At 67.7% G+C, this 16,700-nt stretch carries 16 protein-coding genes; 5 read left to right on the top strand and 11 right to left on the bottom strand.

Annotated features, from left to right (window positions below; all coding sequences use genetic code 11):
• Nucleotides 1-200: 200 nt before the first annotated feature.
• Both ASF34_RS01930 and ASF34_RS01925 read left to right on the top strand, forming a co-directional pair.
• Nucleotides 201-1,661, top strand: coding sequence for an AmpG family muropeptide MFS transporter (locus tag ASF34_RS01930; RefSeq protein ID WP_056158166.1), 1,461 nt, complete (start codon nucleotides 201-203; stop codon nucleotides 1,659-1,661).
• A complete protein-coding gene (locus ASF34_RS01925) occupies nucleotides 1,658-2,620 on the top strand; it encodes an EcsC family protein (protein ID WP_056158163.1) in 963 nt (320 codons plus the stop codon). The genes ASF34_RS01930 and ASF34_RS01925 overlap by 4 nt, the downstream gene beginning before the upstream one ends.
• A 9-nt stretch (nucleotides 2,621-2,629) precedes the next feature.
• Here ASF34_RS01925 and ASF34_RS01920 read toward each other — a convergent pair whose 3' ends face one another.
• On the bottom strand, nucleotides 2,630-4,000 hold the full coding sequence (locus ASF34_RS01920) for a leucyl aminopeptidase family protein (RefSeq protein ID WP_056158160.1): 1,371 nt from the start codon (nucleotides 3,998-4,000) through the stop codon (nucleotides 2,630-2,632).
• A 200-nt stretch (nucleotides 4,001-4,200) separates the two neighbouring features.
• Between ASF34_RS01920 and ASF34_RS01915 the strand changes: the two genes are divergently transcribed.
• On the top strand, nucleotides 4,201-5,010 hold the full coding sequence (locus tag ASF34_RS01915; RefSeq protein ID WP_082494034.1) for a tetratricopeptide repeat protein: 810 nt from the start codon (nucleotides 4,201-4,203) through the stop codon (nucleotides 5,008-5,010).
• Between the two features lie 8 nt (nucleotides 5,011-5,018).
• Here the strand turns inward: ASF34_RS01915 and ASF34_RS01910 are convergent, their stop codons facing one another.
• The 9 genes from ASF34_RS01910 to ASF34_RS01870 form a co-directional block, all read right to left on the bottom strand.
• Complete coding sequence (locus ASF34_RS01910; protein WP_056158153.1) at nucleotides 5,019-5,981, bottom strand: type II secretion system F family protein; 963 nt, start codon at nucleotides 5,979-5,981, stop codon at nucleotides 5,019-5,021.
• Between the two features lie 6 nt (nucleotides 5,982-5,987).
• Nucleotides 5,988-6,956, bottom strand: coding sequence for a type II secretion system F family protein (locus tag ASF34_RS01905; RefSeq protein ID WP_056158150.1), 969 nt, complete (start codon nucleotides 6,954-6,956; stop codon nucleotides 5,988-5,990).
• Nucleotides 6,953-8,401: a CpaF family protein gene (locus ASF34_RS01900; RefSeq protein ID WP_056158147.1), complete on the bottom strand. Its 1,449-nt coding sequence runs from the start codon at nucleotides 8,399-8,401 to the stop codon at nucleotides 6,953-6,955. Before ASF34_RS01900 ends, ASF34_RS01905 begins: the two co-directional genes overlap by 4 nt.
• A 27-nt stretch (nucleotides 8,402-8,428) precedes the next feature.
• Nucleotides 8,429-9,673: an AAA family ATPase gene (locus ASF34_RS01895; RefSeq protein WP_056158144.1), complete on the bottom strand. Its 1,245-nt coding sequence runs from the start codon at nucleotides 9,671-9,673 to the stop codon at nucleotides 8,429-8,431.
• A gap of 71 nt (nucleotides 9,674-9,744) precedes the next feature.
• Nucleotides 9,745-10,479, bottom strand: coding sequence for a CpaD family pilus assembly protein (locus ASF34_RS01890; RefSeq protein ID WP_056144399.1), 735 nt, complete (start codon nucleotides 10,477-10,479; stop codon nucleotides 9,745-9,747).
• A gap of 76 nt (nucleotides 10,480-10,555) precedes the next feature.
• Nucleotides 10,556-12,034: a type II and III secretion system protein family protein gene (locus tag ASF34_RS01885; protein ID WP_056158879.1), complete on the bottom strand. Its 1,479-nt coding sequence runs from the start codon at nucleotides 12,032-12,034 to the stop codon at nucleotides 10,556-10,558.
• A gap of 34 nt (nucleotides 12,035-12,068) precedes the next feature.
• On the bottom strand, nucleotides 12,069-12,875 hold the full coding sequence (gene cpaB, locus ASF34_RS01880; protein WP_056158141.1) for a Flp pilus assembly protein CpaB: 807 nt from the start codon (nucleotides 12,873-12,875) through the stop codon (nucleotides 12,069-12,071).
• A 194-nt stretch (nucleotides 12,876-13,069) separates the two neighbouring features.
• Nucleotides 13,070-13,576, bottom strand: a complete 507-nt coding sequence (locus ASF34_RS01875) for an A24 family peptidase (protein ID WP_056158138.1) — start codon at nucleotides 13,574-13,576, stop codon at nucleotides 13,070-13,072.
• Between the two features lie 280 nt (nucleotides 13,577-13,856).
• The gene (locus tag ASF34_RS01870) at nucleotides 13,857-14,024 is read right to left on the bottom strand and encodes a Flp family type IVb pilin (protein ID WP_056144408.1); all 168 of its coding nucleotides are present in this window, start codon (nucleotides 14,022-14,024) and stop codon (nucleotides 13,857-13,859) included.
• 456 nt (nucleotides 14,025-14,480) lie between these two features.
• Here ASF34_RS01870 and ASF34_RS01865 point away from each other — a divergent pair, with 456 nt between their 5' ends.
• The gene (locus tag ASF34_RS01865) at nucleotides 14,481-14,978 is read left to right on the top strand and encodes a pilus assembly protein N-terminal domain-containing protein (protein ID WP_056158135.1); all 498 of its coding nucleotides are present in this window, start codon (nucleotides 14,481-14,483) and stop codon (nucleotides 14,976-14,978) included.
• 24 nt (nucleotides 14,979-15,002) lie between these two features.
• Here ASF34_RS01865 and ASF34_RS01860 read toward each other — a convergent pair whose 3' ends face one another.
• The gene (locus tag ASF34_RS01860; protein WP_056158132.1) at nucleotides 15,003-15,542 is read right to left on the bottom strand and encodes a retropepsin-like aspartic protease family protein; all 540 of its coding nucleotides are present in this window, start codon (nucleotides 15,540-15,542) and stop codon (nucleotides 15,003-15,005) included.
• Nucleotides 15,543-15,865: 323 nt separating this feature from the next.
• Here ASF34_RS01860 and ASF34_RS01855 point away from each other — a divergent pair, with 323 nt between their 5' ends.
• Nucleotides 15,866-16,561 (top strand): 50S ribosomal protein L25/general stress protein Ctc, encoded by a 696-nt coding sequence (locus tag ASF34_RS01855; protein WP_026175751.1) that lies wholly within the window; start codon nucleotides 15,866-15,868, stop codon nucleotides 16,559-16,561.
• Nucleotides 16,562-16,700 lie beyond the last annotated feature (139 nt).

Here is a 16,700-nt window from a genome sequence, read left to right as displayed (position 1 = left end):
GGCAAGGAATATGTCTCATTGCGAGCCAATAGCTACCTACAAAGTATGCGCATTCATTAAGTTCCTGGTTACCATTCTTCATTCCAGTCACACGAGGCGGCACAGGCCGTACCGCGTCGTGACGACCCCTTGGACGAACCGGCGTCCGGCGAACATGGCAGCCGACCCTAAAGGGTCATAAGCCTTCAGGAGTTCCACGAATGGCTCAGAGTGCAGAGGTATCGGGAAAGGGGCGCACCAAGCTCGCCTTGCGGGATATTGTCGAGGATCCCCGCATCGTCCTGATGCTGGCCCTGGGCTTCTCGTCCGGCCTGCCGCTGCTGCTCGTGCTCGGCACCTTCTCCACGCGGCTCGCTTATTCCGGCGTGGACATCAAGGCGATCGGCCTCTTCAGCTACCTGGCGCTGCCCTACACCCTCAAATTCCTCTGGGCGCCGCTCATCGACCGTTTCGACGTTCCCGTCCTGAGCGCCCGCATCGGCCGCCGGCGCTCGTGGATGATCGCCACACAGGTCGCCGTCGCCCTCGCGCTCTCGCTCATGGCCACGGCCAACCCGGCGAGCAGCCTCGTCCTCCTCGGCCTCGGGGCTTTCCTCGTGGCGATCTGCGCCGCGACGCAGGACGTCGTCATCGACGGATGGCGCATCGATGCCGCCGGCACCGATCTCCAGGGCGTCATGGCGGCGACCTCGAACCTCGGCTACCGGCTGGCGCTCATGTGCGCCGGGGCGGGCGCCCTGTTCATCGCCGACTGGGCCGGATGGTCGGTGGCCTATTTCAGCATGGCCGGGCTCATGGGCGTCGGCATGATCGCCGCGCTCCTCGCTCCCGCCTTCGACAGGGAGCACGCCGAGGCTTTGGACGCCGCATCCGCGCAGCCGGCCGGCGCACCGGCGAAGGCCTGGTCGTTCCGCGCCGCCGTGCTCGAACCCCTCACCGAATTGCATACCCGCCTCGGCCCGGGCCTGTGGGCGATCCTCATCCTGGTCGCGTTCTATCGCATGCCGGATTTCATCTCCGGCGTGATGGCGAGCCCGCTCTACTTCAAAATCGGCTTCACCCTCACCGAGATCGGCGCGGTGTCGAAGCTCTACGGCATCTGGGTCGGCATCGCCGGCGCCTTCGTCGGCGGCTGGGCGATGACCCGGTTCGGGCTGTTCCCCACCCTCGTCGCCGGCGCATTCCTGGGCGCGGCCTCCAACCTCTCCTTCTCGTGGCTGTCCTATGGCGGACCGGAAGTCTGGCGCCTGACCGCCGCGATCTCCATCGACAATTTCTGCGGATCCTTCGCCGGAATGGCGCTGATCGCCTACATGTCGAGCCTCACGGCGCCGGGCTTCGCGGCCACGCAATACGCGTTGTTCTCCTCGCTCTACGCCCTGCCGGGAAAGCTCGTGGCGGGCACGTCCGGCTTCATGGTCGCCAGCTACGGTTACCCGGTCTTCTTCGCCTTCACGGCGGCGGTGGGCATCCCGGTGCTGATCCTGTGCTTCTTCGTCGGGCGCGCCGGTGAACGCAGCGCGGCCCGCGCCGCCGCCGAGACCGCCGCCTCGGGCGACACCGAGACCGTGAGCGGGAACCATCCCGCGGGCCTCACGCTTGCTTCCAGCGATCGGCCCGGCGCGCCGGCGCCCGAAACACGGATGAGACCGCAGACGTGAGCAACATTTCCCTCGTCGACGATACCCGCTCCACCCCGGCCGAAGCGTCGGCCGGCCCGGACCTCAACGATGCCGACCGCGCCGCGCTCGTGCGTGCCGTCCGCACGCTGGAGACGCCCGGCCTCGCCGCGCGCCTGTCCGCGGTGGCGGGGGCTCCCCTCGACATGATCAGCCGCAGCCTTCCGGCGCCCGTGACCGACGCGGTGTCGCGCGCCACGGAAGGGGCCATGCGGACGGCCCTGCGCGTCGCCCTCGCGACCCTGCCGGAGGCCGAGAAGACCATCGTCCCGGCCTCGGCCGCCGGGGCGACCGCCGTGCCGGTGCTCGACGACCTCCCCGTGCCGGCGGCCAGCACGGCGGGCGAGCGCTTCGCGCGCTTCCTGCCCACCGGCGATTTCGGACACAAGGCGATGGCGGCCCTGTCCGGCGCCGTGGGCGGTGCCTTCGGCATCGCGACCCTGCCGGTGGAACTGCCGGTCTCGACCACGCTGATGCTGCGCTCCATCGCGCAGATCGCGCGGGAAGAGGGCGAAGACCTGTCGGACCCGGAAAACGCCCTGGCCTGCGTCCAGGTCTTCGCGCTGGGCGGACGCAGCGGCGCCGAGACGGCGCTGACGGAGAGCGGGTATTTCGCCGTGCGCGCCGCACTCGCCAAGACCATGTCGGAAGCGGCGCGCTATGCCGGCAACCGCGCCCTGCTCGACGAGGCGGCCCCGGCCCTGATCCGCTTCTCCACGCAGATCGCGGCGCGGTTCGGCCTCGTCGTCTCGCAGAAGGTCGCGGCGCAGGCGGTGCCGATCCTCGGCGCGGTCGGGGGGGCGGCCGTGAACACCGCCTTCATGAACCATTTCCAGGCGATGGCACGCGCCCATTTCACCGTGCGCCGCCTGGAACGGACCTATGGCAAGGACGTGGTGCGCGTCGCCTATATCGCCGAGAAGGCGCAGCTCGCGGCCTGAAGTCGCCCGCTACCGGGCCGGATAGCGCTCCTTCAGGAGGGCGTAGACGAGGCGGGCGGTCTGGACCTCGCCGCCTTCCGGCCTTCCGGGCTTGGTCGACGGGTTCCAGCCGTACAGGTCGAAATGCACATGCGCCCGCGTGCCCGGCGCGAACCGCCGCAGGAACAGAGCGGCGGTGATCGCCCCGGCGAAGGGGCCGCCGGAGACGTTGTTGAGGTCCGCGACCTTGGAATCGAGCAGGCTGGCATAGGGCTTGTGGAGCGGCAGCCGCCAGACCGGGTCGGCGGCGACCTGTCCCGCATCGTAGACGGCCGAGGCCAGGGCGTCGTCCTCGGTGAAGAAGGCCGGCAGATCCGGCCCCAGCGCGACCCGCGCCGCTCCGGTGAGGGTGGCGAAATCGATGAGGAGATCGGGCTTCTCCTCGTCGGCCAAAGCGAGGGCGTCGGCGAGGATCAGGCGCCCCTCGGCATCGGTATTGCCGATCTCCACCGTCAGCCCGGCGCGGCTCCGGAACACGTCGCCGGGCCTGAACGCGTTGCCGGCGATGGCGTTCTCGACGGTGGGAACGATGACGCGCAGGCGCAGGTTCAGGCCGGAGCCCATGATCATCGCGGCGGCGGCGAGGGCGGCGGCGGAACCGCCCATGTCCTTCTTCATCAGCAGCATGCCGCTCGACGGCTTGATGTCCAGGCCGCCCGTATCGAACACCACGCCCTTGCCGACGAGGGTCACTTTCGGAGCGTCCGCGTCTCCCCAGATCATGTCGATGAGGCGGGGCGCGCGGGGGGAGGCCGCGCCGACCGCGTGGACGAGGGGGAAGTCGCGGGCGAGCTCCGACCCTTCGGTCACGGAGATCGCCGCACCGTGGCGATCGGCCAGGGCTCGGGCGACGGCCTCGATCTCCTCGGGGCCGAGGTCGTTGGCGGGCGTGTTGACGAGGTCGCGCCCGAGGGCGACCGCCTCAGAGATCCGGCGGATCTCGGCGGCATCGACACCCTCCGGGGTCACGAGGACGGGCCCCTTCGGCTGCGGCTTGCGGTAGCGCGTGAAGCGATAGCTTCCGAGCAGCCAGGCCAGGGAAGCGGCCTGCCTGTCGAGGGAGGGGCTGGGTTCGAGCCGGTAGGTTCCGGGGGGCAGCAGCGAGGGCAGCTTGCCGACAAGGAACGGATCGGCTCCGTCACCGAGGCCGAACAGGACCCTATCCACGCGGCCATCCTCGGCGGGAAGCAGCGCCACACGCCCGGCTTTCGGCTGAAAGTCGGTCGCCTTGGCGAAGGCCCCGTGCCGCGCGCCGAGTTCCGCTTCGAAACTGCTCCACTCCTCGCCCCTGATGCAGAAGATCGGGAGGGCGGTGGGATCGTCGGGGCTGAGATGGGGCAGGGTCGGATCTCGGGGGCATTGCGTGACGCGGCCGGCTGACCCTTGGACGCCCTGAAGGTGGGTTAACCGGCGATTAGGGTTAACGGTCTATCACCGCACGACCGGAGACGTGAAGCGTCGACCGGCAGGCTCGTGCGGAGCACGTCATGGTGTCGTTGCGTTCAAACCAGCCCTCGTCATCGCAGCCGGCCCGGACGGGGATGACGCTCCCGCTGCGTCTCGCCGGCGTGACGCTGCTCGGCCTCCTGGCGAGCGCCTGCCAGTCGGGCTCACCGGAGACCACCGGCTCGATCGGCGGGCTCTCCCTGAAGAGTTTCGGGCGCGCGCCGAGCCGCGAGGTGGTGACCCTGCGCGACGTCGATGCGCTCGGCCAGAAATACAACGCCGATCAGAACGATGTCGGCCTCGCCCTGCGCTATGCGCAGGCGCTGAAGGCGACGAACCAGAAGCCGCAGGCCGTGGCCGTGCTGCAGCAGACGGCCCTGCGCAACGCCAAGAACTCGGCCGTGCTGGCGGCCTACGGCAAGGCCCTGGCGGAGGTCGGACGGTTCACCGAGGCCGCCGAAGTGCTCCAGAACGCCCATACCCCGGCCCGGCCGGACTGGCGCGTGCTGTCCGCCCAGGGCGCGGTGGCCGACCAGATGGGCGACCATGCCCGCGCGCAGGGCTTCTACGAGGCCGCGCTGAAGATCCAGCCGGACGATCCCACGGTCCTGTCCAATCTCGGCCTCTCCTACGCTCTGGCGAGGCAGCTCGATCAGGCCGAGACCGTGATGCGCAACGCCGTGGCCCAGCCGCGCGCGGATGCACGGGTGCGGCAGAATCTCGCTCTGGTCCTCGGATTAAGGGGCAAGCTCGCGGAGGCGGAGGAACTGACCCGGGGTGACCTGACCCCGGAGGAGGCAGCCGCAAACGCCGCCTCCCTGCGCGCGATGACCGCCCAGGCCCGGGCGCAGAAAGCACCCAGATCCTCAAGCCGCCCGCTCGCCGGCGACATGCCGCGGGGCTGAGCGCCGCCTCAGCGGTAGATCTGGATGATCGCCGGGGTCAGGATCACGACGAACAGCACCGGCAGGAAGAACAGGATCATCGGCACGGTCAGTTTCGGCGGCAGGGCGGCGGCCTTCTTCTCGGCGGCGTTCATGCGGTGGTCGCGGCTCTCCTGCGACAGCACGCGGAGGGCCTGGCCCACGGGCGTGCCGTAGCGCTCGGCCTGGATCAAGGCGGTGGTGACCGCCTTGACGGCATCGAGGCCCACACGGTTGCCGAGGTTCTCGAACGCCATGCGGCGATCGGGCAGGTAGGACAGTTCCGCCGCAGTGACGGCGAGTTCCTCCGCCAGCGCGACCGACTGGGTCACGGTCTCGATACTGACCCGGCGGATGGCGTGCTCCACCGACATCCCGGATTCGACGCAGATCAGGGCGAGGTCGAGGGCATCGGGCCAAGCCGCCTGGATCTCGGCCTGACGCTTCTTCGTGGCATTGAGCAGGTAGAGTTCCGGTCCCTTGATGCCGAGCAGCAGGGCCGCGATGACCATCATGAGACGAACGGTGACGGAGTAGTCCAGCACCTTCAGGACGAACAGATAGAAGATCGCCGCCAGTCCGACCGCGATCGGGGTGATCATGCGAAAGAACAGGAACCCGGTCTCCGCGCCCGGCGAGCGGTATCCGGCCATGATCAATTGCCGCCGGGCGGTATCGGTACCGAGCCAGCGGCTCAGGTTGAACTGGTCCACGACCCGCTTCATGTACGCTTTCGGCGCCACGCGCAGGGTGGATCGATTGTTGAGCCGGTCACGCTCGCGGCGGCGCAGTTCCTCGCGCTCGTCGCCGATCAGCTTCATGCGCTTGTTGAGCTTGTCGGGCTCCAGAAGCGGCTGCAGCAGGGCGAAGGCCGTCGCCGCGGCCGCCACCCCGGCCAGAACCATGCCGATGAAGCGCGGATCGATGAGCTTTTCGCCGATGAGGGACAACATGGGCGGTCAGACCTCGAAGCTGATCATCTTCTTCATCACGAAGACCCCGATCGACATCCAGATCGCGGAGGCGACGAGGGCCATCTTGCCGGTATCCGTCGTCCAGAGCAGCGAGACGTAAGCCGGACTCGACAGGTAGGTCAGCACCGCAACGATGAAGGGCAGGGCCGCGATGATGCCGCCCGAGGCCTTGGCCTCCATGCTCATGGCCTGGATCTTCCCGGCCATCTTCTTGCGCTCGCGCAGGACCTTGGAGAGGTTGCTCAGGGCTTCCGAGAGATTGCCGCCGGACCGGCCCTGGATGCCGATGACGATGGCGAAGAAGTTGACGTCGGAGACGGGCACCCGCTCGTACATCCGCACCATGGCATCGCCGAGGCTGAGACCGAGGGTCTGGGATTCCACCACCTGGCGGAACTCACTGCGGATCGGCTCCTCGGCTTCCCGCGCGATGATGCGGAAACAGTCGCCCACCGGGATGCCGGCGCGCACGCCGCGGGTGATGATGTCGATGGCGGTGGGCAGTTCGGCGATGAAGGCGGCGATGCGCCGCTTGCGCAGGACGCTCAGCATCCACAGGGGCAGGCCGAACCCGCCGGCGAACAGGGCCGCCAGGGTCGCGAGCTTGTGCGAGGTCAGGACGAAGACGAAGAGGCCGGCGACGACGGCCATGAGCACGGAGACGACGCGGAACTTCTGCTTCGTCCAATCCAGGCCGGCCCGGGCGATCCTGAGTTCGAGCGTGACCTTCGTCCCGCCGCGCTTGGCTTCGACTTCCTTCAGGCTCCTGGCCACCTGCTCGCGCCGGCTGGCCGTGACCGCGCGACTGCCGGGAGACGTCACCACGCTGACTGCTCGCATGCGCTTGGCCGCGCGGTTCTCCCCCGACAGGAGGGGGGTCAGCACCACATAGGCGATGGCCCCGGCCGCCACCGCCGCGAGCCCGACGGCGAGGGGCATCTGCAGCGCGTTCATGAGCTGCCGGCGCTGTCGGCCGCCGCATCGAGGGCGGCGGCCAGGGCCTTCTCCTCACCGTAATAGCGTGCGCGCTCCCAGAAGCGCGGACGGCCGATGCCGGTGGAGCGATGGCGCCCGATGAGCCTGCCGTTCGCGTCCTCGCCGAGCACATCGTAGACGAAGAGGTCCTGGGTGATGATGACGTCGCCTTCTAGCCCCATCACCTCGGTGATGTGGGTGATGCGGCGCGAACCGTCGCGCAGGCGCGTCGCCTGGACGATGATGTCGATCGACCCGACGATCATCTCCCGCAGGGTCCGCGAGGGCAGGCTGAACCCACCCATGGTGATCATCGATTCGATACGGGCCAGCGCCTCGCGGGGCGAGTTGGCGTGGAGGGTGCCCATCGAGCCGTCATGGCCGGTATTCATGGCCTGGAGCAGGTCGAACGCCTCCGGGCCGCGCACCTCGCCGACGATGATCCGCTCCGGCCGCATGCGCAGGCAGTTCCTCACGAGGTCGCGCATGGTGACCTGCCCCGACCCTTCCATGTTCGCGGGCCGGGTCTCGAGGCGGACGACGTGGGCCTGCTGCAGCTGCAGCTCGGCCGCGTCCTCGCAGGTGATGATCCGCTCGTCCTCGTCGATGTAGCGCGTCAGGCAGTTCAGCAGGGTGGTCTTGCCGGACCCCGTACCGCCGGAGATCACCACGTTGCAGCGGACGCGCCCGATGATCTGCAGGATGCGGGCCCCTTCGGGCGAGATCGCCCCGAAGGTCACGAGCTGGTCGAGGGTGAGCTTGTCCTTCTTGAACTTGCGGATGGTGAGCACCGGCCCGTCGATGGCGAGCGGCGGCGCGATGATGTTGACGCGGGACCCGTCGGGGAGGCGCGCGTCGCAGATCGGCGAGGATTCGTCGACGCGCCGGCCGACTTGGCTGACGATGCGCTGGCAGATGTTCATCAGCTGCTGGTTGTCACGGAAGCGCACGTTGGTCAGCTGGATCTTGCCCCCGACCTCGATGAAGGCCCGGTTGGCGCCGTTGACCATGATGTCGGCGATGTCGTCCCGGGCCAGCAGCGGCTCCAGCGGTCCGTAGCCGAGGACATCGTTGCAGATGTCGTCGAGGAGTTCCTCCTGCTCGGCGATGGACAGGACGATGTTCTTGAGGCCAATGATCTCCGAGACGATGTCGCGGATTTCCTCGCGCGCCGATTCGACGTCGAGGCGAGATAGCTGCGCCAGATCGATGGCCTCGATCAGCGCACCGAAGATCATGCTCTTGGTGCGGAAGTAATCCTCCGACTTCACCGCCTCCCGGACGGGGACGAGCCGTTCCACCTGCTGGGTCTTCGCCACGCCCGGCTGGTCGTCGAGGACGGGAATCGGAACCTGCGGCTTTGGCGCGGACGGAACCGCGACCGCCTTCGGGATCTCCGAGGCCGGGCTCCTCCTACCGAACATGACGGACCTCCACGCAGCGCGCCGCCATCACGACGCCTTGCGTCGGGACAGCCGCGACAGGAGAGGCTCGAACAGGTTCCCGCGGACACGACGCGTCTCGGAACGCCCGATCATGCGCGCTGCGAGCTCCGAGAACACGTCCGAGGCCTTGGCGCCCGCCTGGACCTCGGCGATCATCTGACCGTTGTTGGCCGCCGTGCCGAACAGGGCCGGATCGTAGGGGATCGCCGCCGTCAGCGTGGCGTCCAGGGCCTTGGCGAACTCACCGGCCGAGATCTCGGGGCGCTTCGGCACGCCGACGCTGTTGAGGACGATGCGCGGCCGGGCGTCGTTGGGCCGGTTCTGCTGCAGCAGGGTCAGCAGGTTCTTGAGATTGCGCAGGGAGGCGAGCTCCGGCTGGGCGACGACGATGATCTCGTCGGACGAGATCAGCAGGCGCCGGGTCCAGGCCGACCAGGTATGGGGCACGTCGAGGACCACGCAGGGCACGGCGGCGCGCAGGAGGTCGATCAGGTTGTCGAAGGACGGCTCGGTGAGGTCCGTGGTCCGTTCGAGGGTGGCCGGCGCGGAGAGCAGCGAGAGGTTGTCGCTGCATTTCGAGAGCAGGCGGTCGAGGAGGTTGGAATCGAGGCGCTCGGGCGCGAAGACCGCTTCCGCGATCCCCTGCGGCGGGTCCTGGTTGAAGTTGAGGCTCGCCGTACCGAAGGCGATGTCGAGATCGGCGATGACCGTCGCCATTCCGTGCTCGCGCGCCACGGTCCATGCCAGGTTGTGGGCGATGGTGGAGGAGCCCACGCCGCCCTTGGCGCCGACCACCGCGATGGTGCGGCCGACCGGCTTGGCACCGGGCGCCGTGAACAGGTCGGACAGGGCCTGGATCAGGACGATCGGCTCCACCGGCGCCATGAGATACTCGCTCACGCCGCGCTGGATGAATTGGCGGTAGAGCTGCACGTCGTTGACGTGGCCGATGACGACGACCTTCGTCCCTTCGTCACAGACCTCCGCCAGGGAATCGAGGATCTCCAGGGGACGCGACTTCGTGCCCTGCGTCTCGATGATGACCACGTTGGGCGTGGGCGCGTGGCGGAACGCCTCGACGGCGGCGGGGCCGCCGCCCATCTGGATCTTGATCTGGGCCTTCTGCAGCCGCCTGTCGCTTCCCGCCGCCTCGATCGACGCGGCCGTCTCGCCCGTCTCGCAGAATGCCTGGATCGTGATCCGCGGCACCGGAGCGATGACGCGCTCGGGTGACTCGTTGAAGTCAGGCATGGGGCGGGGTCCGGGCTGTGGGTGACAACGAGGGCCGAAGCTCTGTCGAACGACGGGAAGGGACGCGCCGATCAGTTCTCGATGGCTGACTTCACCGACGTCTTCCCATCCTGACGCCATATGGTTGATGGATCCTTGCCCTCGCGCAGCTTATTGATGTCGACGGTGCGCCGGATCGAGTCGATGCGCCCTTCCGGCCGGCCGCGAACGAGATCGACCGGATCGGCCACCTGGCTCGCCACATTGGCCTGCATGGCGCAGCCGAGATTCCAGTGGGCCTCGTTGCGCGAGGAGAAGCCCGGGCTTCCCACGCCGAGATCCTGGGGCCAGACGCCGCATTGGCTGGCGACCTTCGCCTCCATGCGCTGGAAGCTGAGCCGCAGCGGAGCGGCGAGGAACGGGTCCGCCACCGCGTAGCCGGTGACGATCATCTGCCGTCCGCCGATGCCGTTGTCGGCGCCGAGCCTGCGGATCGCCGCCCCGGTCCGCTCCACGGCGGCACCCTGCGACGGCGAGACCCCGCGCGGGATGTCGAGGATGAGGGTGCCGCGCCCGTAGCGGCGGAATTCCAGCAGGAAGGCTTCGATATCGGCGCGCTGTCGCGGATCGACATGGCCGGTCCCGGTGACGAAGACGTCCAGCGAGCGCGTGGCATCGGCGAGCACGATGGGATGGCGGACCCGGTAATCGGCCGGATAGAGCGAGCCGGTGGTCTCGGCGCGGTCGGCACGGCACGCACCGAGGGCGGTGGCCAGGGCGATCGACGCGAGGAGTGCGACGGGGGAGCGGAAGGGAAGGAGTGACATTGAGGGGTCGGGTCCTGAGGGTGCCTGGGCCGCTTCGTCCTGAGAAATCGTGGCGTCGCGATCTTAGATCGCCGCGTCAGTCCGTGATGAAGCCGACGCGGCCACGGTAATTGGCGCCCAGCGGCGCGGCGCCGCCCGAGCCGTAGACCCGGTTCAGGCGGCCGAGCAGGATACCCTGACCGTCCTGGGCATCGATGAAGCCGTCATCCGGCCGCACGACCTGCTTCGCCTCCATCGCCTTGGCGATGTAGGGCGTGACCATGATCATGAGTTCGGTCTCCTGCCGCTGGTAGTCCCGCGAGCGGAACAGGGCACCGAGGATGGGCAGGTTCACGAGGCCGGGAAGTCCACCGACGGCGGCCTTGCTGCGCTGCTGGATCAGGCCGGCGGTCATCATGGTCCCGCCGGAGGCGAGTTCGACGGTGGTCTCGGTCTTGCGCAGGGTGAAGGCGGGCACCGCGACAGTGGAATCGCCCTGGACGAAGGTGAAGGAGTTGGTCTGGTCGATCTCGGAGACCTCCGTTGCGACGCGCACGGAGATGCGGTTCTCCGCCATCACCACGGGGGTGAAGTTCAGGGTCACGCCATAGGTCTTGAACGCGATGCCGATGGAGCAGACGCCCCCCGTGCAGTTCTGAGAGGCGGGGACGGGAATCTCGCCGCCGGCGGTGAATTTCGCGGATTCCCCCGAGATCGCGGTGAGCGTCGGCTCCGCGAGAATGCGTGAGACACCGGCCTGTTCGAAGGCCCGCAGGGTGGCCGAGACACTCGCCCCGCCGCCTCCGTTGATCGTCGCCTTGATCTCGTTCCCGTTCGGGAATTGGCCGCCATTGAGACCGAAGGGCGCGACGTTCGCGAGGTTGAGGCCGGACCAGTTGCCGCTGAGATTGACGCCGAACTGCTTCAGCACGGTCCGGGCCACCTCGACGACGGTGACGCGGAGCATCACCTGATCCTTGCCCCGGATGGTGAGGTTGTTGATGACGGCGCCCCGGGCCCCGGCTCCGCCGGGGGCACCGCCGGCCTGGCCGACGAAGGCGGTCGCGATGTCCATGGCCTGGGCCGACTCGGCCGCCGAGCCGACGAAGCCCGACAGGATCAGCGAATCGCCGGCGGTCCGGATGTCGAACCGCCCGCCCGCAATGCTCTGGAGCAGGATCTGCCGCAGGGTTCCGAGCTTGAGGTCCCGCGCTACGGTGACGTCGAGGGCGGTGATCTGGCGGCCTTCGGCGTCCATGATGAAGATCGAGGTCGCACCGTCCTCCATGCCGATGACGAAGACCTTGCGGGTCGAGCGCACGACGGCATTGGCCACCTTCGGATTGGCGACGAAGACCTCCTTGGCGTCGCGCGGCAGGTCGATCACCAGGGAGCGCCCGGTCGTCAGCTCGACGCGACGCGAGGTCCCGGATTCGTTGCCGCCGACATCGACGATCGGCGCGGCGGTGAAACCGTCCCGCGGCGCCGCCACGGCGGTGGCGGCGGCGAGGACCAGGCCGGCGAGGGTCGCGAGAACGGACAGGCTGCCCACGCGGACCCGGTGTCTCGTGGTCATCGGAGAATCCTTCATCATCGCGCGGTTCGGCATCTCAGCGACGCGGTTGTTGTTTGGCGACGCCGAAGCGGACGACCGTCAGGGCCGTGTCCTGCTGAGTCTCCGGCGGGGCATCCACGGTCCGGCCGGCATCCATGAGGCTGCGCAGGGAGAGGGAGAGTTGTCCCACCTTCTGGGCCAGGGTGACGGTCTCGGCTTGGGCGGGTGTCAGAGCGAGGGTCGCGGTCTCGCCGGTGACGACGTTGGTCCCGTTCCGCTCCTGAACGATCTGGCCGACGGCGAGCACACGGATGTCGGTGAGCAGCGTCTCCGAAATCTGGACCTCGCCGCCCCCGGAACGCGATGCGTCTTCGTCGCGATAGGTCCGGATGACGTCGACATGGTCGTTGGGAAGGATGAAGCCACCGGCCGAGCTCGATCCGCGCGTATCTGTGACGATGGCGACCGCGCGCATGCCGGAGGGCAGGATCGCCGCCATGAAGCCGCCGTCGGACCGCGCGAGCTTCTGCGGGCGGATCGGCTCACCCGCGAGGAACGCGGTGCGGACGATCGAGCCGACGATGGTGTCCATGCCGTTCGGCGAGGCCGTGCGCGTCATGTAGCCGACGGTGATGGCCTGGTCGGGCCAGGGCTGCCAGCGAAGGTCGGCGGCTTGGATGTTCTGCCCCATCGGCAGGTCCGCGGCGGCCACCAGGACATCCGTGACGGGGAGCGGGGGAGGAGGGGGCGCCTCGACCACGGCCTGGACCGGAGGCGGCGCATCGCTGCCGCTCATCAGAAAGGCGGCGCCCGAACCGGCGGCGAGCGCGATGGCGATGACGGCAAGGCGGGCTGGTTTCATCGCCGTGTTCGAACCTGACAGGACGGCCTGTTGCCGTCGCCGTTCAGGCTTCGCCGGGATTCCTCAAATTACGGTTAACGAAAACTAACGCATGCGAATCTTGTTCGACCCACGATAGGTCAGGTCGATAAAGCACCGGGTTCGACAAGATTCGGACCCGGCCCGGCAAGCTCACCCGCTGCGTGTATTCGGCCTCACGATGCCATCATTCTTGCCCAGGTCATCGTTTCCGGAATCACGATCAACGCTCCGAGGCAGAGGGCGATCCCGTAGGGCACGCCGGTCTTCGCATCGTGAAGGTGGATGGCGAAGGGAAGGCGACCGAGGAGTGACGGCAGGGGATGCGCCCGCGCGACGAGGATCGCCACGGAGAGTGCGCCACCGGCAAGCGAAGCGACGACCAGGTATTGCGCCAATTGGTCGAACCCGATCCACACCGCGGTGGCGGCAGCGAGTTTGGCATCGCCTCCGCCGATCTTGCCCAGCGCGAAGAGGCTGAACGTCACGACCAGCGTCGCCGCGCCGGCTCCGAGATGACTGAGGAGATCCCACGCCCACATCCCGGTCGCGGCGGCGAAGGCCGCGAATCCGAGCAGCAACAGCAGGGAAACCGCATTCGGAATCGTCATCGTCAGCAGGTCCCGAGCGGCCGCATAGGCCATCAGGAACGGGAAGACGATCAGGAGCGTGACACTCGCCATCGGGGACGTCTCGGTCTGGAGTCGAAGGTCGGATCGTCGCCCGTGAAACGCCGTCGCCACAGGGTGTTCGGTCGCGGCGGCAAAGGCCGTGTCGGGACCCCACCGGAGGTCGACGCTCGCTGTCGCACCGTCCACATCGAGCAGGAGGACTTCAACGAGCTCTGCCGGACGATCGGGGCGGATCGTCCGGCGAGGTGTCCGATCCACGCATCACCTGCGTGGACGACCATTTGCGCAAGATTAAGGGAAGCAATCCGAACCCGGACTGCCTCAAACCATCTTACTTGTTAACGCCGGTTGCAACCTTGGTGAGGGTCGCATTCAGGTTGGTGCCGATGGTGGTGAGTACGGTGATGACCGCAACAGCAATGAGGGCAGCAATGAGGCCGTATTCGATCGCCGTTGCACCCGACTCGTCGGCGGCAAAACGCTTGAAGAGGTTCGACATGATCGTATTCCTTGATGGTTCGTCTTGCGAAGTGGCCGTCGAGGAGCGGTGTATTTCGACCGGCGACTGAGGATGAAGATGGACTGTCCTGTCTTGAAATTACGTTAAACAGAGCCGGAAAACCGATCAGTACCATCCCCGATTGCCATGTGGTGAATAATCACTGAATGGATGAGTGGATCATTCAAAGTAATCGCCACCTCGATATACAGCCAAAAAGTGCAAATATTTAGAATACAACCTTTAGACAGAGGGATATACAACCGATCTGCATCAACGAAGGCTCGAGAGAGCGCAACGATATCTACCGCCTTTATGTCGACGTTAGATCTTCGTTTACCAACACGCCGATAAGACTGTCATGACGACAAAGGCGGCCGACCCCTCCGGTGCTCGCGCTCCTGTCGGAACCTCGCCGTCGCAGCCGAGATCACCCGAGCCATGGGCCACCGGTCAATGCCGACACCCTCGCCCTTGAAGCGTCGTGCCCGAGCGGCGGGCATCGCTCTCTTCCTCGCTCTCGGCGCGGCGCCCGCTCACGCGGAGACGGCGCCCGCCATCGTGGCGGTGAGCGTCGACAATGCCAAGGTCATTCGCCTGCCCGAGCGGACGCAGACGGTCATCGTGGGGAACCCCCTCGTGGCGGATGTCGCCCTTCAGCGGAACGGGATCGTCATCCTCACCGGCAAGAGCTTCGGCTCGACGAACCTCATCGCCCTCGACGCGTTCGGCACGATGCTCGCCGAGACCACCATCAGCGTGCAGGCCGCGCAGGGGTCGATCGTCACGGTCCAGCGCGGACTCGACCGCGAATCCTATTCCTGCACCCCGAACTGCATGCCGTCGATGCAGCTGGGCGACGCGACGAAGTATTTCGGAGACGTGAGCGGACAGGCCGATGCCCGCCGCAACCTGGCCACGGGCGGGGGCGGGGGCGGGGGCGGCCAAAAGTAGGCCGGCGCGCGGTGCGAGGTCGCGTCAGCCGCGCAGCGTCAACCGGCCGTCGGACATCTTGAAATCCTCGAGACGCCGCAGGAACGACATGCCGAGGAGGCTCTTGCCGAGACGCCCCTTGGGCAGGATCACGGCCTCGACGTCGCGGATGCCGATCGTCCCGACCCGCATCACCGGAATCCGTACGGTCGCGACGGAGACGGAGCCGTTGGCGGTGTCGACGCGACGGTTGAAGTCGCGCTCGTAGACATGGAGCCCCAGGCGCTGCGCGTCCTCGTAGCTGAAGGCGCAGATGCTCGCCCCGGTATCCACCAGCATTCTCAGGCTGCGCCCCGCCACGTCGACCTCGGTGGAGAAATGCCCGAGGGAATCGGCCGCCAGAATGACGGAGTTGGGCGCGAAACGCGTCGGGTTCGTCCCGCCGAGGCTCGCGCTGTCGAGGTTGAGGACCGCGTCGCCGCGCTCCCGAGGGCGGGCGGCATTCTCGAAGCGCGTCACCAGGGTCAAACTGACCGCCGCCGCGACGGAGGTGACTCCCAGCGCCCAGAGGACCGGCTGCGTCATCGATGGATCCCTCGCCACACGGGGTACGATCCTCGGCGGAGCGAATGAACGAAGTCTTCGCTTGTCCGCATAAGGCGGGAGCCGACCCTTCGGATGATGAACGCCGCATTGGTGGGATGCCGGGCATTCTCCCCAGTCGCGTCCCGGCTCTTGCTCGCGCGTCTCGGCGCTTATTGCGCTTCGCGGCTCTTGCGGGTATGCACCTCACGCGCTCGCCAGACACCCTTGGAGGCACGGGCGCGTCGTGGATCGGTGAGGGCCGTCCGTTTCGGGCGGCCTTTGGCGTTGCGCGGCTTTTTTCTGTTTTTTTGAAGGATCACGCCATGAGCGCAGTAAAGCCGCTTGAGGCCGTGGCACGCGACCGGGTCGGCAAGGGGGCCGCCCGGGAAGTTCGTCGCCAGGGCAACGTTCCCGCCGTCATCTATGGTGGCGGCCAGGCTCCGCAGGCCATCGCCATCGACCTCGTCCGCACCCGCACCCTGATCTACGCCGGTGGCTTCAAGACCACCCTGTTCGAGATCAACGCCGGCGGCAAGAAGACCCGCGCGATCCCGCGCGACTTCCAGCTCGATCCGGTGACCGGCGTGCCGCTGCACGTGGACTTCCTGCGCGTCGTCGCGGGCCAGAACCTCACCGTCGAAGTGCCCGTGCACTTCATCAACGAGGACGAGGCTCCCGGCATCAAGAAGAACGGCGGCACCCTCAACGTCGTGCTGCACACGCTCTCGCTCGAAGTCCCGGCCGACGCGATCCCCGACGCGGTCGAGGTCGATCTGACCGGTCTCGAGATCGGCGATTCGATCCACATCGAAGCCGTGACGCTGCCGGCCAACACGACCTTCACCGGCGAGGCCGAGGCCGTCGTCGCCAACGTCGTGCCGCCGACCGTGCTCGGCGCCGAGGTCGAGGCCGAAGAGGCCGCGATCGCCGAGGCGCAGGCGACGGAAGCTGCCGAGGAGAAGGCCGAGGCTGAGGCCGAAGAGGCCGCCGAGGCCGAGGAAGACAAGAAGGAGGATTGAGGCCCTGGGGCTTCGCGCCCCGGTCTCGTCTTTCTCCACGGGTGCTCCGGCCGCGAGGTCGGGGCACCTTTTCGTTTGACGTCGCCTCTTCGTCGTCCGTCCTGGAGCTGCGCCCGCCCACGTTGGGTCGGGCGCAGCT

This window comes from Methylobacterium sp. Leaf106 (genome assembly GCF_001422895.1).
Lineage (GTDB): Bacteria > Pseudomonadota > Alphaproteobacteria > Rhizobiales > Beijerinckiaceae > Methylobacterium > Methylobacterium bullatum.
The sequence above is the reverse complement of the archived record's forward strand: the minus strand, read 5'-3'. Positions and strand labels throughout refer to the sequence as shown.